Raw genomic sequence first — 25311 nt, 5'->3', positions numbered from 1 at the left:
ACGAGCGCGCGTGGATTGTCCATCAGCACTTCCTCCGGCACGCCGCCGAAGGTCGTGAACGCGCTCTCGAGCCCGGCGAACCAGTGCTCTTGCTTCTCGGCCCGGAACGAACGCACATGCAGCCGTCGCGAATGCCCGAGCGTCGCAACGAACACTAATGCTTTGACCTTCACCCCGCCGATCTCGACCAGACGCTCCCCGAAGTCGATCTGCAGCTGTCGGCCCGGGGGCGTCTCGAACCGCGTCGTTGCCAATGCCTCCGCCTTCAGCGCCTGGCGATAGGGCTGCACGGCCCGTTGCAGCGTTCGCCGGCTGACTGCCACGCCTTTCTCGGCCAACAGGTCCTGGCGCACCACATCCGCATTGCCGCGATGCCGAATGAGCCTCTCGCGCAGCCAACCCTCAAGGCCATCCAGCCGTTTCGGGCGCTCAGGCGACTTGAACGCCTTCACCCCGCCCGCCGCCACGTAGTCCTTCACCGTGTGATGACTGCAGCACAGCTGGCGCGCAATCCGCTTCAGACCCCACCCGCACGCCCTCAGGCGCAACATCTCCGCCACGTCATCCGGCGTCTTCATCACCTGCCCCCGTGGATCACTCCACGACGAGCCTTCCGTGATTCGTTCCTCGTTCATTCGCTCTCTCCTCGGCTATCCAAGGAGGGGGCAATTCCTCATGACGCCGAGGGGGCAATTTTCCATGGCGCGCGACACTATTAGTCGCAGGTCCTCTTCAACGTGCTTCAAAGCCGGACGCGGATTGATGCCGGGCGGCGTGGCTTGTAGGCCTCCGAGCAACTGGCGCCGAAGTTCACGCATGTCCTCCAATGCTCGGCGGTTCTTCAAACGTACATAAGCGGAAACGATCAATTCAATGGTGTTCGATGGCATGGGTGCTCCGAAAATACGTTCCTGAAAAAGGCGCTGTCGGGCGGGAAATACAGATCCCGGCAGCGCGGTATTTTCTAACTGGGCAAATCCCAGTTGATTTTGACTATGCAATGGTCATGCCACAGGTTTGTGACAAGCCCGTCCTCGCGGGCAAAGAAGAGGCCCCAGCTCAGGGGGGACAAGCTGGGGCCATTCGTCACGCGGGTACCTGACGGGGACCAGGTACTGCGCCTACAACCTGCTTCCGAAGTTCTTCGTTCCTTGTAAGCTTCAAGAATCGCCATCCGCGCTGCGCTTTTAGTCTATCCAGAAGTGGACGGAGCAAGGTCTCCGACCGTCTATGCGTGATCCGCGGTCCACCCTATTCAAGCTACCTCCAACGGCCCCGGCAAAACTGCAGGCAATATCCGTCAGGACCTTTCCGACTTCGCGCGGGCGTTCAGCCTAGTCTCGGCCATTCAAGAGCTGCACATATGTCCCGCTTTCGGGCGGACAGGTCTACGCATGCCGCGATCAAAGAGGCGCCGACGCCGGTTTGCAAAATATCGCGGCCCGCCGGTTTCACGCTGGGCACAACTGGCGGCCTCAGTCTCCGCGCTGGACCAGCCAGTCAGAGCAGTCTGCATATCAATGGAAGCAGGATCGCTGTCAGCACCCCATTCAGACCCATGCCAAGTCCAGAAAACGCACCAGCGACCTCATTGATCTGGAGAGCGCGCGCGGTTCCGATTCCGTGTGAGGCAATGCCCATCGTCAAACCCACCACGCGCGGGTCATCGATCCGTGCAAGGCGCGCAATGATCGGCCCAAGGACGGCACCTGTGATGCCCGTCATGATGACCAACACGACCGTAAGCGTCTGAAGGCCGCCGATCTGCTCGGAAATGCCGACAGCGATCCCCGCCGTCACCGACTTAGGTGCGATCGAGAGGATCGTCTGCGAGCTCGCTCCGAGCATCCACGCGAGTCCGACAGCGCTCATCACGCCAACGGGCAATCCGACCACGAGGCCTACCGCAATTAGACGCGCGGACGCACGAATAACAGCCCTCTGCCGAAATAGAGGTACTGCGAGTAGAACGACTGCAGGCGCCAGCATAAATTGTATCACGTCAGCGCCGTGCAAATACGTTTCGTAAGGAATATGTGTTGCTTCAAGGCCGAGTGAAATAAGAATAATCGCGAGTAGTGTCGGATTTAGCAAAGGATGATTGCCACCGAGGCGCGATATGCGACTGGCCGCGAGAAAGGCAAAGACCGTCGCGGCGGTTTCCAGGATGGGTCTGTCCGCCAGGCCAGTCCAGGTCATACTGGTGAGATGGCTAAGGCTGGACATCACGAGTTGCTCCCTCAAGCCGGTCGGATTCGTGCTTTTGAGCTTTCGTTGCTGTGACGCCAAGCCGGCTCACAACGACCATGGTGATGGAAAGAGTTATCGCTGTGCCACCAATCACGGCCGCCAAGATCGGAAGCACCTCGGTCTTGAGGACACCAAGATAGGCGATTACGCCGACGCCAGCCGGTACAAAAAGCATGCCCAGAAATTGAAGCAGCCGATCCGCAAGGACACCCAGATCGTCTGGAAGCTTTCCGCGAAGAGCAAGATCAGGCCCGTGACGGGCGCGGGAAGGGGCAGCAAACCCGACCTTGCGGCTATTTCACCGATGCAAAGCCAACCGAGGACTCGCGCAATCTGCTCAAGCATAGCGACAGCCTCCAAAGGGCACGCGGCATAAGCGTTGCCTGGTTTCGCCGGGGCGTCCTGTATCTAGCTGAACGCCGCGACAGCGTTCGGTGGCAATCGCCACCTATCATGGCAATGCGATGGCCTTTGCCAACTCTGTTTCGGAGAATCCGGGCCCCGCGGATGCGAGGTAGATCACAGCGAGCGCGACGAGCGCGAAAGCCGCATACGAATATGTGATCCAGTGATTTTGAATAGCGAGGTGCGGTCGAATGATCGCGTGTTCTGCAATGTTCATGGCAACACTCCCCATGCTGCGTTTGAAAATGCGAGACGATCTTGCGACAGAAACTCCAACGATGGTGTGAAGCCGCTCACACCGATCGTAGAAAAGAATTTTGACGTCTGATTCTTAGCCAGAGCGGGCCTTCACCCAATCTGGACGTCTTGGACTATTCCGACTTGCTGCCCGACGTTCGGGTCGATTACTTTTACGGAGACTGCGCGCCAGCCAGATCGCATAAATCGAATCCGTCTGTCGAGGTAGCTCGGCGCAAGGCGCTTGCTAGACAGATCGGTGAAGGCTTGTGACCATTGTTGGCGATTTCGCTCGGTCTCTTTGTCGGCGGGCCTCGCGACGATCTTCTAGATATTGCTGTAGCCACCGACCAAGATCGGAGGAGCGCCGAAGTTGAGCGTTGTACAAGATCTCGTCGAGATCACGGAATTGAATGATTTTATTTTCCTGCATTGCCTTACTCCGAAGAGTTAAAAGCGTTTCAGGATTGCTTTAAGACGTGGGCCACTTGCTTTTTTGGATGCGACGGCTCAGGTGGGTTGCCCCGACGGCAATTGCTGTCGCGATGGCGGTGAAGAAGGTGGAGGCGACCAGAGATCGTTGGATGCGAGCCATGGCCTAATGCGAAAGCTCGTACTTCCGGATCTCCTGCAACCGCGTCAGGCAATAATCTCGATATAGATCTTCAATGAGTGCCCACATGACCGAAATCCCCGTTGGTCAGTGTCAGGAGGTTAGCTCAGGTGTTTCCGGATTGCTTCGCCGGTTCTGGAAAATGGTTGCTGTTCGGTGTTGGCGTCTGGGATACCAGTCGCCGGAGAGGCTTAGCGTGGGGCAATGCAGCTCTGGCAAGAGGCTCGACGCCTGATCTGCGGAGATCATTAGGAAGCTGCGCCCGGAAGCTGAATTAAGGTCGGGACGGACGCGGGCTGCGGTCTCGCTTCAGAGCTCACGCCCCATCGCGCCATGGCTGGGCTGGGCCGATACTTTCTGCTCAAGCTAAGTCGCGGGCGCAACGTCAGCCAGATCTTAAACTGTCCACCGCGCAGATCGTGGTGTGATTAGACATTACAAATGCGAAATCGGAAAAAGTGGCAGTTGGTTGAACCTTCGCCTAGTACAATCAGACTAATTGGTACCGGGAGTTTTGCATCATCCCCACCCCGGGGCTGGAACGCCGCCGTCCGCGGTACATTTAAGCGGGCGGCGTTTTTGCTTCGGTCTGTAAAGGAGGACCGGCCCCGGCGCTTGGAGGCTGGCAGAAGCGCCCGGGCCGTCCACATGCACGGCCGCCGCCACTCGCGCCGAAATCACTATGTAGGCAGGAACGAGAAGCCTTAATCTGCTTCTGCGGATCTAAGCAACACCGCATGCAGGCGAGCAAGACACGCTTTGTTCTTTTACAACCGGCAAAGCACATTCAGGGTGTGTCCGCTGAGAACCAAAGAAGATCGATCGGCGCTTGTTAGTTTGTCTTCAAAAGCTTGACGTAGGTTCCGCTCTCGTGCAGCCGAGCTCGACTGCCATCTGCCCGCACGGAATTCCCCGCCGGTGGCCTTGAGCGCGTAGAGGAACGGCGCGTTGATCTTCTCGATATGGATGCGGCCATGCACTAAGCGTCGCCGCGGTCTCGGAGACCATGGTTGCCTGTGGCCGTCCCTCTTTTAGGGGAACCACCAAAAGTTCCGCCCGCGCTTCGGGCGCTCCCGGGCTGGTAGTTTGTCATCGCAGTCGGGAATGAGTGGAGGCGCGTTGCCTTCCAGTTCGGCAATCCGGTTGACCAATTTTCGCAGACGCGTCGGTAACGGTGAGGTGTTGCGAGCGAGGCTATGCTGAAGCCGCTCACCAGTCTCCTCGCAGATCGCCCGACAATGGTCGAGTTCTAAAGCTTCGGTCAGGTGAGGGTCTTGGAGCGGAAGGGGCTTCGCCATGGCTGCCACCGTTGGCTTTATGAGCAAGCTTCATTGTTTTTCCTGCCGTCGCCGTCGTAACGCGGAAGGTACTTGCCGCGATCCGGCGGAACCCGAAACTTTTTTATCATAGGCGAATTTATCGAAGGGGCTGCCCGAGGCGGAGGCATGCCATGGCTACCATATCGGTGCGCGACGCGTTTCTTACGGTCGCCATCATGTCCGTCACTTTCCTAATCGAAATCGGCTTCTTCGCCTTGATCGGGGTGTTCTGAACGCGCGCTCTGGGCACCCCACAAATGGAGGGACCATCGCTATGAGGACCGATATCTCGCTGCGATTGTGATAGCTGTTCTCGCCGCTGGTAGGGGGCTGACAGTCAATTCTGTCGGCTCGCCGCCTTCCGAAAAGCAGTCCATGCCGAGTGCCGTGCAAGCAGCGGACCGGTTAGCTGAGGCCGTGGATCTGCTTCGGTCCGGTGGCTAACAGCCCCGGGCGCAACTCAAACTCATCGCTCCTAAGCGCTTTCGCAAAATCCCTGGCGCCGCCGACCGCACATGAAGCGACCGTGCGCCCGTAACCGCGAGGCTCATCGGCGTGCATGAAACGGGCCGACTACCGATGAATGCCGCCATTTCGTTGGCCGCCTTCGCTCCGCATCGATATTCCAGGCTATCGCCCCCGACAAATCTGACTGCTCTCGGAGCATCGATGCACCAGAGCCGGATGCGCCTGCCGTGGAGTTCGAGGGTGTCGCCGTCAATGATGCCGGCGCGGCCGATTAGATCAGCGGGGACTGCCGCTTCGATCGATGCCGCAAGAAAAAGCGATGCGATTTTGAACACGCGCGTGGGAGCATCGGCAGTAGTGCTCGGATGACCTATTGTGGTGGGGTGAGCGGTATCGGTCCGCGCCGCAACGGAGGTCCCCTATGCTGCCAACGTAGAGCAAGCTCCGGATTGGTCATCCAACGGTAGTGAAGTTGGCGAAAGCTCCGGAAGTAAAGGTCCGCGTTGTGCTGAATTCGGATATGGTCGATCAGTTTGGCCGTGTCTCGCATCGCGTCTAGGACGAAGCCTTTCCAGTAGACGTAACAGATACGTTCTCAAAGGTGCTGTTCTCGATACCTACCGCCATCAGTTCAAGCACATTCAAATAGCTCCGTACGTGGTGATAGTCATCGGTTTTGCAGAATGCGCAAATGGTTGACATTTCGCAGCACGCCTACTGCACTCCTGTACCTGTCGTAAGCGATCAACAGTTTTTCATTTATCTCTGTTTTGAGAAAGAAGTCGATCGCTGCGCGCCGACGGGCGATTGCTTTCTGGGTCAACAACGACCACATCGCAACCCCCAGCGCGCTGAGCGCGATGACCACGGTACCAAGTGGCGCGATCCTTGCGAGTTCTGCCAGTGTCAAGTCTGCCCCAATTATGCGGCCGCGCGATCTTCTTTATCCGCCCCGCGCATTACAATTTTCAGCGCGTCATCCTGCAACGACCGCTGCAACGCCTTCGCCTCATCCCATGGCGCGCGCATCCAAACGTCGCGCTCCTCGTCGGTCGTCAGGATCACCGTATGGCCTTGGGGTGGACGCGTTTGACCTCGGCGTTGGGATCGCTGGTCAGGAAGGCGAACACATCTGCGGTCGCTTCGCCTTCCCATCAGATGTTTTGCGAGGGACTGGCGTCTCTTTCTGACGGACGTCTGCTCACGATTGGTGGGCAGCAACGATGGGGCGACGATTTATAATCCGGTTACCCACTCCCCTCACACCGGACTCCTACTGAGGCCGGTGCCACGCCGAAACGCAGCTACCCGCAGCCTATCAGCCCATGGACAGCTTGACAAACATCGACCACACTGCAGGCTCGGAGGATCGGCGGGTATAACAGACGTTCGATGATTATTGGCCACCGGGGATAGATTCTGGTCTCAATATAGACCCATTTCTTACCTGTCTCTGAGGGGTCGCAAGTGCCAGATTTGGACGACTCTTCGCTTCCGGTCGAATCAGATCGACCCTTTGCTCGGTTAGCCCCAGAACTCGCCGAAACACTTTGTCTTGCTCGACTACCTCGCAACACAACCTGAGGGTCTCGTATGGCCCGTAGTCCCTTCAAAGGCCGTTGCTCAATCGCAGGCCGTCACCGAAAAGGCGGAGGCGACCGGCATTGAGCGAGATTTGGCGTCCCCACTACAGCGGTGCGGCGCATTTATCAAATCAGATCTCAGTTGCCATATTACGACAAGAACTGGGACATAGCGTCGGATGCCGCTTTCCTGTCGCGGGCAAAATCCACGCTGAGTGAGTTGGCCGCTCCCGCAACGTCGCTAACGATAGGTTTCACTTCGATGGTCATGGATGCGAATGTCGGGGCCGAAGGTGAAACCCCTTCGGCCTACGCATCCCGAGCGCGCTCAGCGACGTCCGAGTTCTCCGGACCGGTTTCCGGGATCGCTTATCCAAACCTGAAGGACGAAGCGCGCCGGCTGTCCCGGTCTATCGGCAATCTAGTCCCTTACACTACGGCCTTTGTCACGATACTTGCCATCGTGATTCTCGCACTTTGAATTTTAAAACGGTCTTTATGAAGCCCGCCGACGTGTGGGACCACACGCGCTATCCCGCACCAAAATCATGCGCCTCTGCGGCACGAGCCGGACAGCCACGCGATGCGGTCCCGGTACTCGGCTGGCGCCTTCGCTTTCTGCCTGATGCCGTCTGACTACTGACAGGTGCTCGGCGGGACCCTTCGCGGAGACGGTGTTCGACAAAAGCTCTATCGCGTACCGAACAGCGCCGACCGCGGGATCGGCATTTTTGCGCGCATCTCGGACGCGCCGGCCGACCGTAATCTGATCGACCGCTACGCCGACTCCGGTATTGAATTCATTGGTCTCAACGAAAGCCGTCCCGACGATAGGTTCGGAATCGCGGCAGGCTACGCGCATGTCGAAACGCGCACAGGCGCTCGATACCGAGCATCGTACTTTTCTAGATTCCGCGTGGCCGATGCGCAGTTTCGAGCGCCTTCTGACAGCCGTCTATCAATACCAGATCAGGGACGGGTGGACGTTGCAGCCCAACCTGCAATACATCATCCACCCGAGTGGAGGTGCCACGAGCCCCTCCAGTGCAGTGCCCGGAAACATTCTTCATAACGCAACCGTGCGCGGCTTGCGTACGACCCTGAAGTTCTAGTTCGCGGCTCGGCGGGCCAGCCGCTTGATGGTCTTGGTCGCGCGGTTCGGTCCATGCCAACCGAGGAATTGCAGCTCTTTGTTCTCCAACGCATTCGTCGCCCGAAAGAACTGTTCGAGATCGTCGCGTGCATGGGTGGGAAGACTACGGATATCCTTGAGATCCGCTTCGAGCGGTGACCGGTCGGGCACCGCAAACACGCGATCATTGCGCTCGCTCTTGCCCTTTTTCTTCTGCTCGACTTCGAGAATGCCGATTGGTCGACAGCGCAGCACGACGCCTGGATAGGTCTGCGCATCATGCAGGATCAGCACATCCAGCGGATCGCCATCCTCGGCCTTGGTCGAGGGAATGAACCCCCAATCATAAGGATAGGTCAGGCCTGCCATCAGTGGCTTCGCCAAAGCGAAAACGCCAAGCTTGGGATCAAAATCGAGCTTGCACGAGCTACCGCGCGGCGTCTCGACCACGGCGAAGATATTGTTGTCGTCGGCCCAGCTCGGCAGTTTTGTTAGTTTGGTCATGGCGGATGACTTGGCCTCGTAAGGAGTAGCGGGCCCGGCGGAATCGACCCGCCGGGCTCTGCCAATCAGGCGGCGGTGGAGGCCTTCTTGTTGACGCCCTTGCGCAACGCAACCGTGTTGAGCTTGGCGTTCGCCGCTTTCTCTTCGTTGAGGTTCGTGGTCAGGAAACGCACGATATCGTCGTGGCCGAGTTCTCCCCCCCAAGCGATCAGCGTACCATACCGGCATATCTCGTAATGCTCGACGGCCTGCGCGTTGGCGACGATCGCCGCATCGAGCACCGTCTTGTCTTCGATCTCGGCGGCCGTCTCGTCCGCTTCCTTGATGATGCCGTCGATGGCCGGACATTGCGTGCCACTCGGCGATTGGCCGAGTTTCTCGAACACCTTTTCGAGACGCTCGATTTGCTTGTTGGTCTCCTCGAGATGGTTCTTGAGACCTGTGGCCAGATCCCGGTTGGTGGCCTTGTCGATCATTTTCGGCAAGGCCTTGGTGATCTGCTGCTCCGCATAATAGATGTCCTGCAAGCCATGCAGGAGCAGGTCATCCATCGTCTTGATGTCTTTCGTGAATAGTCCCATGACGTCGCTCCTCGAATTCAAAGCGATGGAACGGCGGCGACAGGGCTTTGTTCCTCGCTCTTGCCGCTGCCGGGGTGAGCGAGTGCGGTCCCGGAGCGTGAGCTGCTCAACGGGCTGTCGCGCACCGATCATCCCTGAAGCCTGGGGGAGGCGGCCGCCCACGCGCCCGTAGGAACCTGCGCAAACAGCCCGCGTTTTGCCTCTTTAGCTGGAGTTCAGCATGGTCAGCACCTCGCTCTGGATGGAGACCGAAATCCTGCCCGAGGCGGGTGCGCTAAAAGGCGATGTGCACTGCGATGTCGCCGTCGTTGGCTCCGGGATTGCCGGGCTCTCAACGGCCTACGAGTTCATGAAGCGCGGCCGGTCGGTCATCGTCATCGACCGCAAAGGTATCGCCAGCGGCACGACGGCGCGGACTTCGGCGCATCTCGCGCCTCTTTGCGATGATCTGATGAGCGAATTCAAAAGTTTGCGCGGCGTCGAGGCGGCCAAGCTGTTCTACGAAAGTCAGGCCGCCGCCGTCGACAGGATCGAGGACATCCAGGCCAGCGAGAAAATCGCCTGTGACTTCCTTCGTCTTGACGGCTATCTGTTTCAGGGCAACGGCATGCCGGCCGACATGTTCGACGAGGAGCTGGAAGCGGTGCGCGAGGTTGGAGCACCGGTTCACCGGCTGGTCGGCGTGCCTCTCAAAAATTGCGACGACCGGCACGTCCTTCGATATCCACGCCAGGCGAAATTCCATCCCCTCAAATATCTCGCCGGACTTGCCGCCGTTTGCAAGAGCGGCGGCGTCCGCTTCTTTGCCAACAGCCCGGTGGAAGAAGTTGCCGAACTAGACGGCGCCGTCACGCTGCGAACCTCGCAAGGGCAGATCACCGCCGCGCATGCCGTGATCGCGACCAACGCCTCCATCGCCGACCGCTTTCAACTGCACACGAAAGTGGCTCCTTACCGTACCTACGTGCTCGCGTTCGCCATAGCGCGGGGCGAGCTTCCCGATGCGCTCTATTGGGACACCGAAGATCCCTACCACTATGTGCGGCTGCAAACGGGCCCAGACGAGCATGATTTCGTTCTTGTCGGCGGCGAAGACCATAAGAGCGGCGAGGCCAATGATGCCGATCGGCGGTTTGCCCGCCTGGAAAGTTGGGCGCGCGACTTGATCCCGGCCCTTGGCCCCGTCACCCATCGCTGGTCGGGCCAGGTTCTCGATACGATCGACTATGCCGGCTTCATCGGCCGCGAGCCCGGCAGCGAGCGCATCTACCTCGCAATGGGCGATTCAGGCCAGGGTTTGACCCATGGCGTCATGGGCGCCATGTTGAATACGTCTCTCATTCTGGGCGAAGACCATCCGTGGAAGTCCGTCTACGCGCCGGATCGCAAACCGCTCGCAGCGGCGCGCAATTTCCTGCGCGAGAACATCACGATCTTGCAAAATCTAGCGGAATACGTCGCGCCGGGTGAAATCGCTTCGCTCGAAGAGCTTCAGCCGGGTGAGGGCGCCATCCTGCGGCGGGGGCTCCAAAAGATCGCCGCCTACAAGGACAAGGCTGGCGAACTGCATCTTCATGCGGCCAGTTGCACCCATATCGGCTGTCATCTGCACTGGAACAGCTTTGAGAGCTGCTGGGACTGCCCGTGCCACGGTTCGATCTTTGCGCCCAACGGCCAGCCGATCAATGCTCCGGCCGTGTCGGCCTTACGCCCCGCGAAGGTCTAACGAAATCTGATTAAGGCGGGGAGCGTTCCATCTTCAAGGACGATGACATCGAGCAGGACGATCTGCGCAGCCCGCGTATACCCTGGGCCGTTCTGCCGCCGCCGCCAATCGAGCCGATCTCTGACAGCTTTCGTTGTGAGGTTCTGATCATCGGCGCCGGCATTACCGGTGTGCTGGTGGCCGAGCGCCTGACACGGCAAGGCCACCAGGTGGTCATCATCGATCGCGAGCTTCCCAGTCTCGGTAGCACGTTGGCCAGCACCGCCATGCTGCTCTGGGAAATCGATCGTCCGCTGTTTGAACTCACGCAGCTCTATGGTTTCGAGAAGGCGGTGCGCTGTTATCGGGCCAGCCATCAGGCGGCGCAAGGCCTGCTATCCCTGGTTGCGCATCTTGGAATTGCCTGCCAGATGCGGCCGCGTCTTTCGCTCTATCTCGCCGTCGATGACAATCCGAAGCTTGTTCAGGATGAATATGCGCTGAGAGGCCGCGCCGATCTGCCGTCCTTCCAACTCGATCATGCCGCGCTGCTCAAGCGCTTCGCCATCGCCCGGGCGGGCGCTCTGTTGTCGAGGGACGCGGCCGACGCCGATCCGGTGCTGCTCACGCATGGCCTGCTTGATGTTTCCCGAAGGCGCGGCGCCCGCCTCTTAAAGGCTAATGCAGTTGCCTACGATAGTACGGCCCAGAACGTAACCGTCGGCCTTGAAAGTGGGCTTTCGATCGACGCGCGCCACGTGGTGCTCGCGACTGGCTATGTGATGCCTGATATTGTGCGGCCCAGGAGGCAGCAGCCCGCTTCCAGCTGGGCTATCGCGACCCGGCGGCAGCCGAGCCATCTATGGCCCGAACAGGCCCTGATCTGGGAGGCAAGCCGGAACTATCATTATGCGCGGACCACCGCTGATGGCCGCATTATCCTTGGTGGCGAGGATGATCATGCGCTCATCGAGCCTGACGCTCGTAATGACGCCACGCCGGCAAAGGTGGCCGCGCTTAAGAATTATCTGAAGGCTCTTTGGCCGCATGCATCGGACCAGGTCGACTTCCGTTGGTCGGGCGCCTTCGATACCACCCGTGACGGCTTGCCGTTGATCGGCAGGGTACCGGGCTGCAACAATACTTTTGCCGCCTTTGGCTATGGTGGCAACGGCATTACCTTCAGCTTCCTCGCAGCGGAACTTCTGGCCGCGTTGTTTGCCGGAGCCTCTTCGTCCCTGCTCGATGATCTTGCGATTGACCGGGATATTCCCGGCTAACGACGCGCGATCAGGCAGCCCAGCATGAAGGCGACGACCAGCGAGGGCAACGGCGCCTCTCGCACCACATCCCGCAGAAAAGCGAGCGCCTGGCCCGGCGGCTGCCCGTCTTCCAGGCTTTGCCGAACCGTGCGGGCGGTCTCTCGCACGCCTTCCGAAACCTCCTTCACTTTTGCCAAGGCGTCTTCGCTGTCCATCTCATCCTCCTCCGGAGTATCCAGCAAGCCAAGCTTATGGGCGACCAATCGTTCCACGAGCGTGGACACGGCCAACTAGTCTCTGAGCGTCCAACGCTGCGAACGGCATCGACGCCGCGACATTTCAGGCACGAGAGGAACAACCGTAGCGCGTGACTGTTCGAATGAGATCTCCTCTTCTAGCCCGAGGCTTTTCCATGTATCACCACGTCAAGAAGCTGATGTTCACTGTCCGCGTCGATGAGCCGGACCCTCGTTTTGGCAATATGCTTCTTGAACAGTTCGGCGGTGCCAACGGCGAACTTGCGGCCGCGATGCAATATTCGATCCAAGGACTCAATTGCGAAGACCCTGATCGTAAGGACCTTCTGATGGATATCGGCACCGAAGAGCTGAGCCATCTGGAAGTCGTCGGCACGCTGGCCCGCATGCATCTCAAGCCGGCCAAGTTCGATCGCCAGGCGGCTGAGGCCGATCCGCTGATCGCGATCGCAGGTGGCGGCGGGGTGAACCTCTTCAACTCCCAAGGCAATCCCTGGACCGCCGACTACCTGAAGATCACCGGCGAACTCGACGTCGACCTGCGCAGCAATATTGCTGCCGAAGCGCGGGCCAAGATCGTCTACGAACGCCTGATCAACTTCACCGACGACGCCGGCACCAAGGACGCCTTGCAGTTTCTCATGACCCGCGAAATCACCCATATGAAGGCATTCTCGCTCGCCCTGGAGAGCATGAGCAAGCCGGCGTTCAGTATCGGCCGCATTGCGCCGACGCCGGGCCTCGTCGATCAGTTCTTTAACGACTCCACCGGCACCGGCGATCATGGTGAGATCGACACCCGCGGGCCCTGGAACGAGGGCGGCGAATGGGTCTTCACGGAATCGCCAGCCATCCAGGCCGGGGAGCCCGGTCCCGCGTCGGCTATCGTCACCGAAAGCTCATCGCCGGTCGACGAGGCCGGGCTTGGCGATCTGCTGATCGACGAGCTCCGCGATATCCTTCACGCCGAGAAGCAGTTGACGAAGGCGCTTCCGAAGATGGCGGAAGCGGCGCGGTTCGATCAGTTGCGCGAGCTGTTCGAACAGCATCTCGGCGAGACGGAAACCCAGATAGAGCGCATCAATGAATGCTTTGAGCTGCTTGGCAAGGCCGCACGCGCCAAGCCCTGCAAGGGAATGATGGGCCTTGTCGAAGAAGGTCAGGAAATCATGACTGAGGGCGAGGAAAAGGAAGACGCGGCGGCCGACCTCGCTCTGATCGGTGCGGCGCAACGCGTCGAGCATTATGAGATTGCCGGCTACACAACAGCGCGCAATCTCGCCCAGCAGCTTCGTCATAGCGCTATCGTCAGCCTCCTGTCGAAGTCGCTGGCGGAGGAGGAAAACGCCGATCAATTGCTCAATCAGGTCGCACGGTCCCTTATGTCGGTCGCGAAAATGCCAGCTGTCGTCGAGCAGACCGAACAATAAGCGGTGACGGCGATCCCGGGCAGTATCACGGTGATTGCCGCAGCTGTCCTTCTGGGGCGATCGCCGTGCCACTGCTGTTAGTCGGAAGCGCTGTGTGCCGTCGATCGCTCCTCACCCTGATGGACAGAGCTATCTCGTTGAAGAGGAACGTGGCGCCGCGAACCAGGGAGGTGAGACAAACCCGATGACACATCCGGTTACTCCCGCCACCCTTCTAGGCCTTCCCGCGGCGACCACCGACACGCTCTCAGGCGCGGATGTTGTGATCTTTGGTGTGCCGGATGCGACGCCGCATGTGCCCGGCACCACCAGTCATGCCGCCCGGACTCCTTCGGCGCTTCGTGAAAGCACTGAGCAAATTGCGCGGGATCCATTGCGTTGGGATTTCGATCAGGATGGCCCCTTGATACCGGGAGGACTGCGGGCGATTGATCTTGGCGACCTTCCGACCAATCCGGCGACACCGCAGGAGAACCGCTCGCTGATCACGTCCACAACTGCGAGCATTCTGAAGGCGGACGCCGTGCCCATGCTAATTGGCGGCGATGACTCGGTGCCCATTCCTTTCTTCGCGGGGTTCGAGCCGTTTGGCCCGCTCACCATTCTGCAGATCGATGCGCATCTCGACTGGCGGGACGAGCGCGCCGGTCTCAAGCATACGTTTTCGAGCACCATGCGCCGGGCCAGCGAAATGCCGTGGGTGGAGCGGATCATCCAGGTAGGACAGCGCGGCATCGGGGGCTCGCGCGCGGAGGACCTAGCCGCCGCACGGGCCTGGGGCGTGAAGCTGTTCAGTGCAGCTTCGGTACGGGGACATGGCGTGCAAGCCATTCTCGATCATATCCCGCCGGGCAGCCGTTGCATCGTTACCCTCGATTGCGACGGTCTCGACCCGGCTGTCATTCCCGCGGTGCTGGTCCCACAGCCGGGTGGTCTCGGCTACTTTGATATCGTCGAGCTTCTGCATGGCGTTACGCAGCGGGCGCGGATCGTTGGTTTTGATCTCGTGGAGCTGGTGCCGGACGCGGACGTGCGAGGTCTGGGCGTGCTTGCAGCCGCACGCATCCTCTGCGTTACTCTCGGATGCATTGCACGTCAGCGGTCTACCGCAAAAAGTGAATGAATGGTGATGCCCCTAGGACTTCGCGGTTCCGGGCTCGGCTTGTTTGCGATGCTGCTTGGCTAGCGTTTCAGCTGGCGTCACATTGGCGATGGCCGACTGGATCTTGTTCTTGAGGCCGGTGACGACATCGCCCTCGCCATTTATCATCGCCTCGAAACCCTTACGGGCAACCATCGCTGCATCATCCTTACCCCTGACGTTGAGATAGCCCTGGTAGCCTTCCGACAGTGGAATGATGAATCCGATCTGCGGACCGATGCCGATTGCGCGGCCCGAGCTCGCTTGGGCCATAGAAATGCGTGCCAACCGCGGGCCCGGTCAGACCTGAATAGGCGACCGCGAGAAGCGTTTGGCCGTGCTCAATGGTGGGACGCGCGTGCCGCGGGACGCGAACTCCCGCCGTCATGCTGACGGCATGCCGACGGTGTTCGGTCTGTCCTCGGAGCCGACTTTGGTGTCGAGCATCTCCGCGCGGGCGAAGAATTGCGTTTCAGTCGCGCCTGGCATGAGGCAGGTGACAGTGACCTTCGTGTCGCGCAGTTCCTCGCGTAGCGCAAAGGAGAGGGAGTTCAGGTACGACTTCGATGCGTTGTAGACGGCCTGAAAGCTGCCCGGGGTGAAGCCGGCGATCGATCCGGTGATAAGGATCTGTCCCTCATTGCGCCGGCGCATATCCTGGCCCATGCGATGGAGCAGATACGTCGTACCCATGACGTTGGTGTCGATTACCTGACGGATACGCGCCCAGTCCTGGTCCAAAAAGGCATGGCCCAGACCGCGACCGGCATTGGCCATCAACACGTCGACCTTGCGGCCTTGAGCAAGCTCATAGAGCTTGTCGACGCCTTCAACGGTAGCGAGATCGGCTTGCAGCGCTGCCACAGCGATGCTGTTAACGTCTTTGCGCAGCGCTTCCGCCGCCGTCTCGATCCCGGGCTCGTCCGCGGCGACGAGAAGGTCGTACCCTTTTGCGGCGCAAAGCCGGGCAAGCTCAAAACCAATGCCCGTTGAGGCACCGGTCACGATCGCAAACTGTCCGGCCATCGGCGCATTCCCTCTCGTCTTTTACGTGGCTTTGAGCCTAATGGGGGACAGAGGAGACCGTTCCTAAGCGGCGGAGGAACCAGCCGCATTATTGAGGCTTGGTTGGTCGCGCAACCTTTGGAGCGGTCCATGAAAGCCCTCACTTGGCACGGCAGGAGCGACGTTCGCTGTGAATCCGTTCCCGATCCCAAGATCCAGGACGGACGTGACGCTATTATCAAGGTGACGGCCTGCGCGATCTGTGGCTCGGACCTGCATTTATTCGATGGCATCATGCCGACTATGGAAAAGGGCGACGTGCTCGGCCACGAGACCATGGGCGAGGTTGTCGAGGTCGGCAAGGATAACAAAAAGCTCAAGATTGGCGACCGCGTCGTGGTTCCATTCACCATCGCTTGCGGGGAATGCTTCTTCTGCAAAAACGGTTTCTTCTCAGGCTGCGAGCGTTCCAATCCCAATGCGAAAGAAGCCGAGAAAATGTGGGGGCATTCGCCGGCGGGTCTGTTTGGCTATTCGCACATGCTGGGCGGATTTGCCGGTGGTCAGGCCGAATATTTGCGCGTGCCGTACGCCGATGTCGGACCTTATAAGATTCCCGACGGCCTGAGCGATGAACAGGTCCTGTTCCTGTCGGATATCTTCCCGACCGGCTACATGGCGGCAGAATTCTGCAGCCTCAAAGGCGGAGAGACGGTTGCCGTATGGGGATGCGGCCCGGTCGGGCAGTTTGCGATCAAGAGCGCAATTCTGCTCGGGGCCGAACGGGTGATCGCCATCGACACGGTGCCCGAGCGGCTCACGCTCGCCATGCAGTCGGGCGCAATCACGCTGGATTTTATGAAAGAGGATGTCTATGAGCGCATCCAGCAGCTCACGCAAGGCCGCGGCGCGGACGCCTGCATCGATGCGGTCGGTACCGAGCCCGAGACCATGGCAAGCAAGGACTCGATGGTTGACCGCATCAAGGTCGCAACCTTCATGGGGACTGACCGCCCGCATGTCTTGCGGCAGGCCATCCAGTGCTGCCGCAACTTTGGTACCGTCTCCATCGTCGGCGTCTATGGGGGCATGCTCGACAACATCCCGATGGGCAGCGCCATCAATCGCGGTCTTACCTTTCGCATGGCCCAGACGCCTGTTCAGCATTACTTACCCAAGCTTTTGCAACGCATCGAGAAGGGCGAGATCGATCCAAGCTTCGTCATCACCCATCGTGCGACCCTCGAGGAGGGTCCCGAACTCTACAAGACATTCCGAGCCAAGCGGGATGGCTGCATCAAGGTTGTGATGAAGCCGTTCGGGTGATGGAAGAGCGCGCCGCGAAGCCACTGAAGTCGCACTGGCTGGCGGCCGCTCAGCTCGGGCTTGTCAGCAGTACATTCTCGACCCTCATCAGTCAGCTTGCGGCGTCACAGTTGGGGCGGGACGCGACGGTTGACTGGATGACGGTCGCTGCTATTCCCGGACGCGACGCCATGCTCAGTTCTGTGCCCACAGCACAAGCCATCGCACTCGGCATCGCCTTTCATCAATGGGCGGACTTCTCCTGGGCGCTGGTATTTTTTGGCGTTTTTGGACGCTGGACGAGCCGTCTCGCGCCAGGCACTATTGGCTGGCTGGCCATTCCGTGGGCTGCCTTGACCTCGGCAACGGAGTGGTTCGGGCTGGTGCCACTGTTCCCGTTCTTTCAGCCGATCTTCACCTTGCAACAGCCCTACTGGATCGGCTTTCTCGTCCATCTCTCGTCGGCTTTGATCTATCCCCTCTTCGCCTGGTTGCGTTGGCCCTTCGGTCGCGCGCCGGTCACATCGAGCAGGTAAGAAGGGTGGCGAGCATAGAAGCGGCCAGGGTCAGCAGACGCAGGGCGGAAGCAAGCCCGACCAGCAGGGCGGCAGCTCGACCGACAATCCGGGCAACTTCGCCAATGACCGCGAAAAGGCCAGTGAAGCCGGCCGCAAGGGCGGCCAATCCTGACAACTTCGAGCACTGAAAACCAAGCGAGGCCAGGACGTCAACAAGACGTCCGGCCTCGTATTTCTTGAAATCAGCGGCATGTGTCTCACCGCGCGCACTTGTCAAGCCGTTCTATCCGACAGCTTTCAAAGATTGCTTGGCTGCCTTCTGCCGAAGCTGATCCATGCGGCATTGCAATGGCTTCTTGTCGGGGCGCCAGCGCACGAGCTTCGTGCCGTGACGAAACCGACCACCCGAGACGTGGTCGAATGTCACTTCGACGACATAGGTCGGACGTACGGCTGTCCATTCAGCAGATCGCTTCGTTGACCACCGGCTTGGACCGCCGGGTGTATTGCCGGTGAAGCTCTGCGAGATAACGATTTTCTCCAGCCGGTCGGTGAGAGCCAGTCGATCGGACGATCGGATGCCGGACGTAAATCCGACATGATGCAGCAGTCCGTCCTTGTCGTAGAGACCAAGCAACAATGAGCCGACCACCTTGCGATTGCCCTGCTTCTTCTTTTCGGCGTAACGAAATCCGCCGACGACGCAATCGGCCGACCGAAGAAGCTTGATCTTCTGCATGCCGTCTCGGGTACCGCCTCGATAGGGCAGATCGAGGCGCTTTGCGACGACGCCGTCATGATCCTCGTTCACGGAATTGAGCCAAGCCTCGGCGTCTGCGATGTTGCGGCTTGCCGGCGACAGCCGAAAGACGCCGCCGACCTCGAAAGCTTGCCGCGACAGTCTTTCAAGGGCGGCACGGCGTTTCATAAGTGGCAGCTCGAAAAGGTCTCTCTTGCCAGATCGCAACAAGTCAAAGACGATAAAGATCGCGGGCATCTCCGCGGCGAGGCGCTTGATCCGGCTCGCCGCCGGATGGATGCGCTGAAGCAAGGCGTCGAATGAATAGCCGCCGTCCCGTTCAACGATCAGTTCACCGTCCAGAGTAAGCGCGTTCGGCGACAATGTGGTCGCTGCTGAAGCAATTTCTGGGAAATAACGAACAAGGTCGCGGCCGCTCTTCGATTGCATGCTGATCTGGCTGCCATCGCGGATCAAAAGACAGCGGAAGCCATCCCACTTCGGCTCATATTGCCATTGCGCCCCGCGCGGCAATTGGGCGGCGGATTCGGCTTCCATGAGTTGCATGCGAGGTTCAAGCCTCCAGGGTGTTGTAGGACGAGGGACGGCACTCAACTGGCCTCGTGTCTCGTGTCCTGCGGCGCCGCCGAGCCTAAGGGACCATGAGTTCTCGAACCGTCATCCGGACGGCGATCGAGAGACTTCTCGAGCTTTTGTGCTGCCCGAAAGTCTTCGAGGTGCTGGATATTCGGGCCAAGAGCGGCCTCTTTCTTGAGAAGATTATAAATTCGTCCCGCCACAAGCTGCAGATGTCTTATCCTGGCCCTGCGGCATCGATCTCGCCTTGCAAAGAGCTCGGACGGCGTAGGCCCGGAAATAGTCAAAAGCGTCTGACATGTCGGTAGAACGCCGACGACAGTCTTTTGTTCTTTCGGTAAGCGGTTGGTGGCAAAAACAAAGATTGTTGCAAGCGCTGGTCGGTCGCGATCTGGCTTCGAGACAGTACCTTTTAGGCAGCTTCCTTCGCACCGATGGTGTCGGCCATCCGGGCTCCTCTCGTGCCAAGGGGCTTCGGCGCACCCGTCGTGGTGTCCCGCGCCGTCTGGTGCTCCATCTCAGCGTTGAGCTCCGCGCCGAGCAGGATAACGATCGCGGAAATCCAGAGCCAGGTCATGAAGCCGATCACGGCACCGAGCGATCCATAGGTCTGGTTGAACGTGCCGAAATTGGCCGCATACCAGGAGAACAGGCCGGAGGCCGCGAGCCAGAGCAACGTGGCTGCCGAGCTGCCCCAAGTGATCCAGTGCCAGCGCGGCGCTTCGCGGCTGGGTCCAAAGCGGTAGACGGGCGAAAGGCCAAGGTGATCGCGACGAACATCGCAGGCCAACGAGCGATCCGGATCAGAAGGTCGACGAAGCTCGACAGGTAGAGATAGTTGAGCACGACCGGTACTGCGACGACGGCGGCAAGCGCCGACAGCACGAACACGATCCCGGCCACCGTGAAGGAAAGAGAGATGGCGTTGAGCTTGAAGAAGCCGCGCTTTTCCTGTTCGCCGTACACGATGTTCAGTGTGTCAAAAAGGGCCTTCATCGCAGCGTTGGCGCTCCAGAGAGAGATGACCAGTCCTACGGCGAATGTCAGTCCGAGAGTGCGGTCCCCTTTCGAGCTCACGCGGGTGAGCTGCTCGCGCGCCACGTCGATGGCGCCGCCTGGCACGAAGCTCGCGATGTCGTCCAGATGCTTCGCGATGCTGCTGGGACCGGTGAAGATCCCGTAGATGGCGACGAGGGCGGCCAGCGCCGGGAAGATCGCCAGGATGCTGTAGTAGGTCATGCCAGCCGCCAAAGCCAGGATGCGGTGGTCGCCGATGTTGGCATAGACCCGCCATAAGATGTCCTTCCATCCTTTCGCGGGGATTTCGGCGGACGTTGTGGCCTGACGTCCGCGGTCCTCTCCTTCTACCGCGAGGCCCGCCGGAGAGGTATCCCGCTTCGCGTCGGATAGCGGAGGAAGATCCTCGGACGGCTTCCGTCGATCATCCTTTTGGTTGGTTGGTACCAAGCGCTCGATCAGAAATGCGGTCGCCATCAGCCCGCGCGCCGTAGCGATGCTCAAGCCATAGAGGCCGGTTCGCGAGCGGCGCCCTATCTTCTTGTCGTCCATCGCTCCTCCGCCCGCGAGGGCCGCTCACGTGCTGATCACGGCCTCCTCTATGAGCGCGCTTACGCGGCTTTCTGGTTGACGCTCCGCTCCGCAGCGCCATTGTGTTGAGCTTCTGGTCGGTCGCCTTTTCCTCATCGAGGTTCTGCTGCAGGACCGAGGCGCAGTCGTCGCGGCCGAGCATTTTCGCCCAGGCGATCAGAGTGCCGTAACGTGTAATCTCGTAGTGTTCAACGGCCTGGGCGGCGGCGATGAGCGCCGCGTCGAGGACCTGCTTGTCGTCGACGTCACCGGCGACATCGCTCGCTTCCTCCAAGATGCCGTCGATCGCCGGGCAGTCGACTCCTTGGATTTCCACGCCGTGCATCTGGAAGACCTTTTCGAGCCGCGTTATCTGGCCCTTGATAGGTCGTTAAGCGTTTTGATGTCCTTGGTGAAGAAGCCCATGGTGTCCTCCTGCGTTGGGGTCGCCCTGCAAACCGCTGGCGCCGAGGACTGTTCCTAAGCGTCACAGCGTGACGATTTCCTGGGCGCGGACGACGATTTCCTCCTGCCCGAGCTCGGTCTCCAGCCTCTCACGCAGAGCGCGCCGGTAGTCGGTGAGAAGGTGGTCCGCCATAACTTCGACGATCGCAATACTGTCGCGCTCAGTGCCGCCGCCGCGCTGCCACAGGCCTTGCCCCGGCGTGCGGACGAAGCTGGTGGTCTCGCCGAACGTGTCGGTGAGCTCTTTGAGAAGATGCTCAAACCATTCCTGCGGTACCCTTTCGCCGCGGCCCGTCCCCTTGGGCAGTAGGATCTGCACGAGATAGGAGGCGGTCATGCCAGACGTCCGTCTCGCCGCCGGTGACGATAATGGTATGACAGACGCGGTTCGCAGAAGGGCGTGTAGATCGCTCCCGGTCCAGGGCGAATAGACGTGCTTGTCGTAGGTGCGGGCTGGCGGAACGAAGCGGGCAAGCTCCGGCACCAGATCGATCATGTCCGGGCATTGATGGTCATCGAGCTCCAGCGCTCGTAGTAGCGTCGCCACATCCCGGAACCCTCACCGGGATTTTTCGCCGGGATGAAACGGGTGAAGGTCGTGCGTTCGGCATGTGCCGCCGTGATCTCGACGATGTTCGGCAAAACGCGCGAGAGCCATGGCATCTTCCATTTCGTCCGCTCAGCGAACATGCGCTGCATGTCGACGCAGATATGGATCGCACTGGCGCTGGGAGGCCCGTAGCTCAGCTCACCGTCTTTCGACATGGCTCCCTCCTCGAGCGACTGCCTCAATCGAGGGACGCGGTTGTCGTTCCTGCGTCGGCGAGAAGTCGCGGACCTTGCAACCGAGAACGATGCCGGCGAGCGTGGCGCGGACGAGGTTCGAGCCTACGACGACCTCCCTGCATGACGCCGTAGACGATCCAGAGCGAAAGACCAAGCGTCAGCGCGGCCAGCATGCTTAGCGACAGGTCCGCCGTGGATCCGCGAGGCCAGGCCTTCCGGACCTGGGGCACGTAAGACAGCGAGGCCAGGAACGCGGCGACACCGCCGAAGGGGCTAGGCTAGACACGGGGCGAAAACGACAGGCGAACGCCCGCCGTTCCTATTCTAGCCAGCCCGCTTGAGGACCGCGACTTTGGCGCTCTCGATGTCCTCGTCCGGAGCCTCCTCGATGCCAGCGATCTGGTTCCGCGCATTCTTGGTGGCGAGGATCAGCTCGTCCAGCTTGACCTGCAGCGCCAGCGTGTCGCGGTTCTGCGTTGCCTGGATGAGGAACACCATCAGGAAGGTCACGATGGTCGTGCCCGTGTTGATCACCAGCTGCCAAGTGTCGCTGAAGCCGAAGAGAGGACCTGTCACGGCCCAAACGACCACGACGGCGACGGCAAGCAGAAAAGTCGCCGGCCGGCCCGAAACGCGCGAGGTCGCGACGGCCAGGCGGGCGAACCAGCCGCCCTTGGATGGCGAAGTCGACGAAGCATTCCCGACTGGCAGGTTGGCGCGCATTTTCTTTGCTCTCCTTGAAGCTATTTTGGCTCGACCTTGAGCTTAGGATCGCTTGGAAGAACCTTCGCACCGGCCTGGGCGGCAGCTTGCTCGGTCGTGACGCCGGAATCGGCGGGGACTGCGCCGGAGTCCTTTCCGCCAAGCAGCATGTAGCTGGTGGCGAGACTTGCCGCAATCACGGCCCCGCTCGCTATCAGCCAACGCGAGTTTCGCTTCTTTCGCACGATCCCTCCGAACGCATTTCCAATGCCGGTCCGCGGCGGGGGTTCCTGGGGAATGAACTTGGCTTCTGCTGGAACGTTGTGATGGCAACTGCAACTCGAACGAGGCACTGCGGGCACCCAGGAATGCCGCTGCGGACGAGGTGATGGCCCTTTTTACTGTGAAGCCGACAAAGACAGACGTTAAGATTGCGCGGACAGTGGCGCGCAACACGACCCATCGCGCGGAGACCGTATCACGCGGGCTGACGTGGGGAGCGGACGAGAAGATTCTGTTGGCCTTGGCGGTCGCCGGCTGGGTCGCGTCACGGGGCAGATCGGAGGGGCTGGAGCGCGCCGGCAATCATGCACTCCTCGTCACGGTCGTAGCCTCCCTGCTGCCGCACGGCCTTAAGTCGGTGTTCGATCAGACCCGCCCGGAACGCAGGACGGTGCTCGGCCACGTGCATGGCGTCTCGTTCTCTGGCCAACGCGAAGACGCTTTCCCGTCGGGGCATGCCCGCACATGGGCGCACTCGCGTCCGCGGCGGGCACGCTGCCGCTCCAACCGCGACGAGCGATCCGGACGCTGGCTGTCGGCCTTTCCCTGACGCGGATCGTCGTGCTGGCGCACTGGGCGAGCGATGTCGTCGCGGGCTTCGCGCTTGGCGCTTTCATCGAACGACTGCTCAGGTTCTGGACGGGCTATCCGCTGCGATCGGAAGGAGGAAGATCATGCCAATCCTTGAGGACGTGAAGGAGTATGTGCAGCGCGCGACAGGCTTTGGGCGTCCGGGCAAGGACGAAGCCGCAAGTCTGGTCCGGCCAAGAAAGCCACATACGGTCCGGTTCAAAGACGATGGACTCGTTCCCAATCATCCGCGCTGGCCGTTCGTTATCTACAAAGGCGCCGTCGATGTCGGTGACGGGCACGATCCCGCGGCCGTCATGGAAGACCTCTTCGAGGCCAACGGCTGGGGCGACACGTGGCGCGACGGCATATACGACTATGTTCATTACCACTCGCGGATCCATGAGGTGCTCGGCATCAGCCGCGGCAGGGGCCGCGTGCGCTTCGGTGGCAGCAAGGGCCGGGTATTCACGCTCAAGGCCGGCGATGTCGCGGTCCTGCCGGCCGGGACCGGTCATCAGTGTCTCTCGGCGGACGAAGACTTTCTGGTCATCGGCGCCTATCCCCCGACCGGCACCTACGACGAGTGCACGACGATCGAGGACCGCCCGCGAGCGCTGAAGACGATCCCAAAGGTGCCGGCGCCGCGTAAGGACCCGGTGTACGGTGCGAGCGGCCCGCTTTTGAAGCTTTGGAAGAAACCGAAATGACCGAGTACGTGATCCGCTTCCTGGTCGGCGGGGCCGTGGTGTCGGCGTTCGCTATGCTGGGAGACGTGCTGAGACCCAAGAGCTTCGCCGGCCTGTTCGGGGCAGCCCCATCGGTCGCGCTCGCCACGCTCGGCATCGCGATCTACCAGCATGGCGAATCTTATGCAGCATCGCAGAACCTTTCGATGATGGGCGATACCGTCGCGCTCGCAATCTACAGCATCGTCGTTTGCCAACTGCTGATGCGAGCGCGCATGCGGGCGCTGCCGGCGACGCTGTTATCGATCATAGTCTGGTTGGCGGCCGCTTTCGGACTATGGTGGCTCGCGGGAGGACGGGCATGACGACCCCAATTCGAATTTCGCTGTCATCTCTGCGTGAGAGCCGCTGGTACGAGTACGTGATCCGCTTCGCGCTCGGCGGAGCGGCGACTCTCTTCACCGGTCTCATCAGCAGCCGCTATGGAGCCTCGGTCGGCGGCCTTTTCCTGGCGCTCCCTGCGATCTTTTGCGCCAGTGCGACGCTGATCGAGAAGCACGAGATCCGCCGCAAGCGGGCGGCTGAACTTTCCGGCGAGCGGCGAGGACAAGAGGCGGCCGCCCTCGACGCCGCCGGCGCCGCTTTAGGTGCTGTCGGAATGCTGGCATTTGCTTTCGTGTTCTGGCTGCTGGTGGAGCGCAGCGTCGGCGGCGCGTTCGTCGGGGCGTCGCTGGCCTGGCTATGCGTGTCGGTGGCGGCCTGGTTTGCACGGCGCAAGTTGCGCTCAGTAGCCACAGACTTGCTTGGCAAGCCATCCGCGCATCGCAGGATCGCGCGGCATCGCTCAGATAGCGACCGGGCAACACGATGACGACGAACTTGCCTCTCTAGGTACGTGCGCTCCTGCGGACTGAGCACTAACGGCGCGATCGGCCGGCCTCTCACACCTGGATTCCCCACAAGCGCTCTCCTCTACGAAGATTCGAGCTATCAACTAATGTGACGAATTTGCGTTCCAGATGACTAGCACTACTTTGGCAGAATCCATTTGCGCCAGTGTTTTTCAACGATTTGTTTTCGGCAGTGCGGACACCGTTGAGAGGGCGGCCGAAGGATGAGATCGACGATGGCGTGACGTACGGCGGGCATGGTTGGCTGAGGCGGAGGTCCGTTGATTCT

Annotated in this window: 26 protein-coding genes and 8 pseudogenes; 13 read left to right on the top strand and 21 right to left on the bottom strand. The window is 60.4% G+C overall.

Annotated elements, in window-relative coordinates:
- The 6 genes and pseudogenes from SO140_RS42185 to SO140_RS42160 form a co-directional block, all read right to left on the bottom strand.
- On the bottom strand, nucleotides 1-635 hold a 635-nt coding region (locus SO140_RS42185; RefSeq protein WP_498543991.1), incomplete at its 3' end, for a transposase.
- An 865-nt stretch (nucleotides 636-1500) separates the two neighbouring features.
- Nucleotides 1501-2226: an LrgB family protein gene (locus SO140_RS42180; protein WP_474803365.1), complete on the bottom strand. Its 726-nt coding sequence runs from the start codon at nucleotides 2224-2226 to the stop codon at nucleotides 1501-1503.
- Complete coding sequence (locus tag SO140_RS42175; RefSeq protein WP_498541266.1) at nucleotides 2213-2425, bottom strand: CidA/LrgA family protein; 213 nt, start codon at nucleotides 2423-2425, stop codon at nucleotides 2213-2215. Before SO140_RS42175 ends, SO140_RS42180 begins: the two co-directional genes overlap by 14 nt.
- Nucleotides 2395-2595, bottom strand: a complete 201-nt coding sequence (locus SO140_RS42170; protein WP_498543990.1) for a hypothetical protein — start codon at nucleotides 2593-2595, stop codon at nucleotides 2395-2397. Before SO140_RS42170 ends, SO140_RS42175 begins: the two co-directional genes overlap by 31 nt.
- 3364 nt (nucleotides 2596-5959) lie before the next feature.
- Complete coding sequence (locus SO140_RS42165; protein ID WP_474803356.1) at nucleotides 5960-6202, bottom strand: hypothetical protein; 243 nt, start codon at nucleotides 6200-6202, stop codon at nucleotides 5960-5962.
- Nucleotides 6203-6213: 11 nt separating this feature from the next.
- A pseudogene (locus SO140_RS42160) lies at nucleotides 6214-6422 on the bottom strand (SOS response-associated peptidase); the annotation flags it as partial.
- A gap of 1099 nt (nucleotides 6423-7521) precedes the next feature.
- Here SO140_RS42160 and SO140_RS42155 point away from each other — a divergent pair.
- Nucleotides 7522-7987 (top strand): annotated as a pseudogene (locus tag SO140_RS42155) (carbohydrate porin).
- Here SO140_RS42155 and SO140_RS42150 read toward each other — a convergent pair.
- Both SO140_RS42150 and SO140_RS42145 read right to left on the bottom strand, forming a co-directional pair.
- Nucleotides 7984-8511, bottom strand: coding sequence for an inorganic diphosphatase (locus tag SO140_RS42150; RefSeq protein WP_498543989.1), 528 nt, complete (start codon nucleotides 8509-8511; stop codon nucleotides 7984-7986). The pseudogene SO140_RS42155 and the gene SO140_RS42150 overlap by 4 nt on opposite strands.
- Before the next feature lie 65 nt (nucleotides 8512-8576).
- Nucleotides 8577-9092, bottom strand: coding sequence for a YciE/YciF ferroxidase family protein (locus tag SO140_RS42145; protein ID WP_474803350.1), 516 nt, complete (start codon nucleotides 9090-9092; stop codon nucleotides 8577-8579).
- A gap of 220 nt (nucleotides 9093-9312) precedes the next feature.
- On the opposite strand from SO140_RS42145, the gene SO140_RS42140 reads away from it, so the two are divergent.
- Together SO140_RS42140 and SO140_RS42135 are read left to right on the top strand one after the other, a co-directional pair.
- Entirely contained in the window at nucleotides 9313-10818 is a 1506-nt protein-coding gene (locus SO140_RS42140; protein ID WP_498543988.1) for an FAD-dependent oxidoreductase, read from the top strand.
- A gap of 173 nt (nucleotides 10819-10991) precedes the next feature.
- Complete coding sequence (locus SO140_RS42135) at nucleotides 10992-12077, top strand: NAD(P)/FAD-dependent oxidoreductase (protein ID WP_498543992.1); 1086 nt, start codon at nucleotides 10992-10994, stop codon at nucleotides 12075-12077.
- Here the strand turns inward: SO140_RS42135 and SO140_RS42130 are convergent.
- A complete protein-coding gene (locus tag SO140_RS42130; protein ID WP_474803348.1) occupies nucleotides 12074-12274 on the bottom strand; it encodes a hypothetical protein in 201 nt (66 codons plus the stop codon). The genes SO140_RS42135 and SO140_RS42130 overlap by 4 nt on opposite strands.
- 197 nt (nucleotides 12275-12471) lie before the next feature.
- On the opposite strand from SO140_RS42130, the gene SO140_RS42125 reads away from it, so the two are divergent.
- Together SO140_RS42125 and SO140_RS42120 are read left to right on the top strand one after the other, a co-directional pair.
- Nucleotides 12472-13746, top strand: coding sequence for a DUF892 family protein (locus SO140_RS42125; RefSeq protein ID WP_498541273.1), 1275 nt, complete (start codon nucleotides 12472-12474; stop codon nucleotides 13744-13746).
- Between the two features lie 184 nt (nucleotides 13747-13930).
- Nucleotides 13931-14869, top strand: coding sequence for an arginase family protein (locus tag SO140_RS42120; RefSeq protein ID WP_498543987.1), 939 nt, complete (start codon nucleotides 13931-13933; stop codon nucleotides 14867-14869).
- Nucleotides 14870-14881: 12 nt separating this feature from the next.
- On the opposite strand, the gene SO140_RS42115 is transcribed toward SO140_RS42120, so the two are convergent.
- Together SO140_RS42115 and SO140_RS42110 are read right to left on the bottom strand one after the other, a co-directional pair.
- Nucleotides 14882-15160 (bottom strand): hypothetical protein, encoded by a 279-nt coding sequence (locus SO140_RS42115; RefSeq protein WP_498543986.1) that lies wholly within the window; start codon nucleotides 15158-15160, stop codon nucleotides 14882-14884.
- Nucleotides 15161-15301: 141 nt separating this feature from the next.
- A pseudogene (locus tag SO140_RS42110) lies at nucleotides 15302-15913 on the bottom strand (SDR family NAD(P)-dependent oxidoreductase); the annotation flags it as partial.
- Between the two features lie 129 nt (nucleotides 15914-16042).
- On the opposite strand from SO140_RS42110, the gene SO140_RS42105 reads away from it, so the two are divergent.
- The 3 genes and pseudogenes from SO140_RS42105 to SO140_RS42095 all read left to right on the top strand — a co-directional run bounded on the left by SO140_RS42105 (nucleotide 16043) and on the right by SO140_RS42095 (nucleotide 17887).
- On the top strand, nucleotides 16043-17218 hold the full coding sequence (locus tag SO140_RS42105) for a zinc-dependent alcohol dehydrogenase (protein ID WP_474803378.1): 1176 nt from the start codon (nucleotides 16043-16045) through the stop codon (nucleotides 17216-17218).
- Nucleotides 17218-17727 (top strand): annotated as a pseudogene (locus SO140_RS42100) (DUF305 domain-containing protein); the annotation flags it as partial. The gene SO140_RS42105 and the pseudogene SO140_RS42100, both read left to right, overlap by 1 nt.
- Nucleotides 17672-17887 carry a con-10 family general stress protein gene (locus SO140_RS42095; RefSeq protein ID WP_474803374.1) on the top strand — a complete coding sequence of 72 codons (216 nt, stop codon included), beginning with the start codon at nucleotides 17672-17674 and terminating at the stop codon, nucleotides 17885-17887. The pseudogene SO140_RS42100 and the gene SO140_RS42095, both read left to right, overlap by 56 nt.
- Nucleotides 17888-17998: 111 nt before the next feature.
- On the opposite strand, the gene SO140_RS42090 is transcribed toward SO140_RS42095, so the two are convergent.
- The 8 genes and pseudogenes from SO140_RS42090 to SO140_RS42055 form a co-directional block, all read right to left on the bottom strand.
- The gene (locus SO140_RS42090; RefSeq protein WP_474803337.1) at nucleotides 17999-19021 is read right to left on the bottom strand and encodes an ATP-dependent DNA ligase; all 1023 of its coding nucleotides are present in this window, start codon (nucleotides 19019-19021) and stop codon (nucleotides 17999-18001) included.
- 442 nt (nucleotides 19022-19463) lie between these two features.
- Nucleotides 19464-20620: pseudogene (locus tag SO140_RS42085) on the bottom strand (YihY/virulence factor BrkB family protein).
- A gap of 94 nt (nucleotides 20621-20714) precedes the next feature.
- Nucleotides 20715-21020, bottom strand: a pseudogene (locus tag SO140_RS42080) (YciE/YciF ferroxidase family protein); the annotation flags it as partial.
- 105 nt (nucleotides 21021-21125) lie between these two features.
- Entirely contained in the window at nucleotides 21126-21440 is a 315-nt protein-coding gene (locus SO140_RS42075) for a hypothetical protein (RefSeq protein WP_474803334.1), read from the bottom strand.
- Nucleotides 21441-21595: 155 nt separating this feature from the next.
- Nucleotides 21596-21868: a cysteine hydrolase family protein gene (locus SO140_RS42070; protein ID WP_474803329.1), complete on the bottom strand. Its 273-nt coding sequence runs from the start codon at nucleotides 21866-21868 to the stop codon at nucleotides 21596-21598.
- 23 nt (nucleotides 21869-21891) lie between these two features.
- Nucleotides 21892-22119 (bottom strand): SemiSWEET family sugar transporter, encoded by a 228-nt coding sequence (locus SO140_RS42065; protein WP_474803371.1) that lies wholly within the window; start codon nucleotides 22117-22119, stop codon nucleotides 21892-21894.
- Nucleotides 22120-22213: 94 nt separating this feature from the next.
- Nucleotides 22214-22612, bottom strand: coding sequence for a low affinity iron permease family protein (locus SO140_RS42060; RefSeq protein ID WP_474803326.1), 399 nt, complete (start codon nucleotides 22610-22612; stop codon nucleotides 22214-22216).
- A 20-nt stretch (nucleotides 22613-22632) separates the two neighbouring features.
- Nucleotides 22633-22836: a hypothetical protein gene (locus SO140_RS42055; protein WP_474803324.1), complete on the bottom strand. Its 204-nt coding sequence runs from the start codon at nucleotides 22834-22836 to the stop codon at nucleotides 22633-22635.
- 143 nt (nucleotides 22837-22979) lie between these two features.
- Between SO140_RS42055 and SO140_RS42050 the strand changes: the two genes are divergently transcribed.
- The 5 genes and pseudogenes from SO140_RS42050 to SO140_RS42030 form a co-directional block, all read left to right on the top strand.
- The gene (locus SO140_RS42050; protein ID WP_498543994.1) at nucleotides 22980-23423 is read left to right on the top strand and encodes a phosphatase PAP2 family protein; all 444 of its coding nucleotides are present in this window, start codon (nucleotides 22980-22982) and stop codon (nucleotides 23421-23423) included.
- The gene (locus tag SO140_RS42045) at nucleotides 23339-23569 is read left to right on the top strand and encodes a phosphatase PAP2 family protein (RefSeq protein ID WP_498543985.1); all 231 of its coding nucleotides are present in this window, start codon (nucleotides 23339-23341) and stop codon (nucleotides 23567-23569) included. The genes SO140_RS42050 and SO140_RS42045 overlap by 85 nt, the downstream gene beginning before the upstream one ends.
- The gene (locus SO140_RS42040; protein ID WP_498543984.1) at nucleotides 23548-24153 is read left to right on the top strand and encodes a cupin domain-containing protein; all 606 of its coding nucleotides are present in this window, start codon (nucleotides 23548-23550) and stop codon (nucleotides 24151-24153) included. The genes SO140_RS42045 and SO140_RS42040 overlap by 22 nt, the downstream gene beginning before the upstream one ends.
- Nucleotides 24150-24497, top strand: a complete 348-nt coding sequence (locus tag SO140_RS42035; protein WP_474803319.1) for a DUF3147 family protein — start codon at nucleotides 24150-24152, stop codon at nucleotides 24495-24497. The genes SO140_RS42040 and SO140_RS42035 overlap by 4 nt, the downstream gene beginning before the upstream one ends.
- Nucleotides 24470-24841 (top strand): annotated as a pseudogene (locus SO140_RS42030) (DUF3147 family protein); the annotation flags it as partial. The gene SO140_RS42035 and the pseudogene SO140_RS42030, both read left to right, overlap by 28 nt.
- Nucleotides 24842-24915: 74 nt before the next feature.
- On the opposite strand, the pseudogene SO140_RS42025 reads toward SO140_RS42030, so the two are convergent.
- A pseudogene (locus SO140_RS42025) lies at nucleotides 24916-25092 on the bottom strand (IS630 family transposase); the annotation flags it as partial.
- Nucleotides 25074-25311: hypothetical protein (locus SO140_RS42020; RefSeq protein ID WP_498543993.1), on the bottom strand; the 238-nt coding region annotated here is incomplete at its 5' end. The gene SO140_RS42020 and the pseudogene SO140_RS42025, both read right to left, overlap by 19 nt.

The sequence above is a fragment of the Bradyrhizobium sp. UFLA05-108 genome (assembly GCF_059803455.1).
Note: the sequence above shows the minus strand (reverse complement) of the source record. Positions and strands in the feature narration are given on the sequence as shown.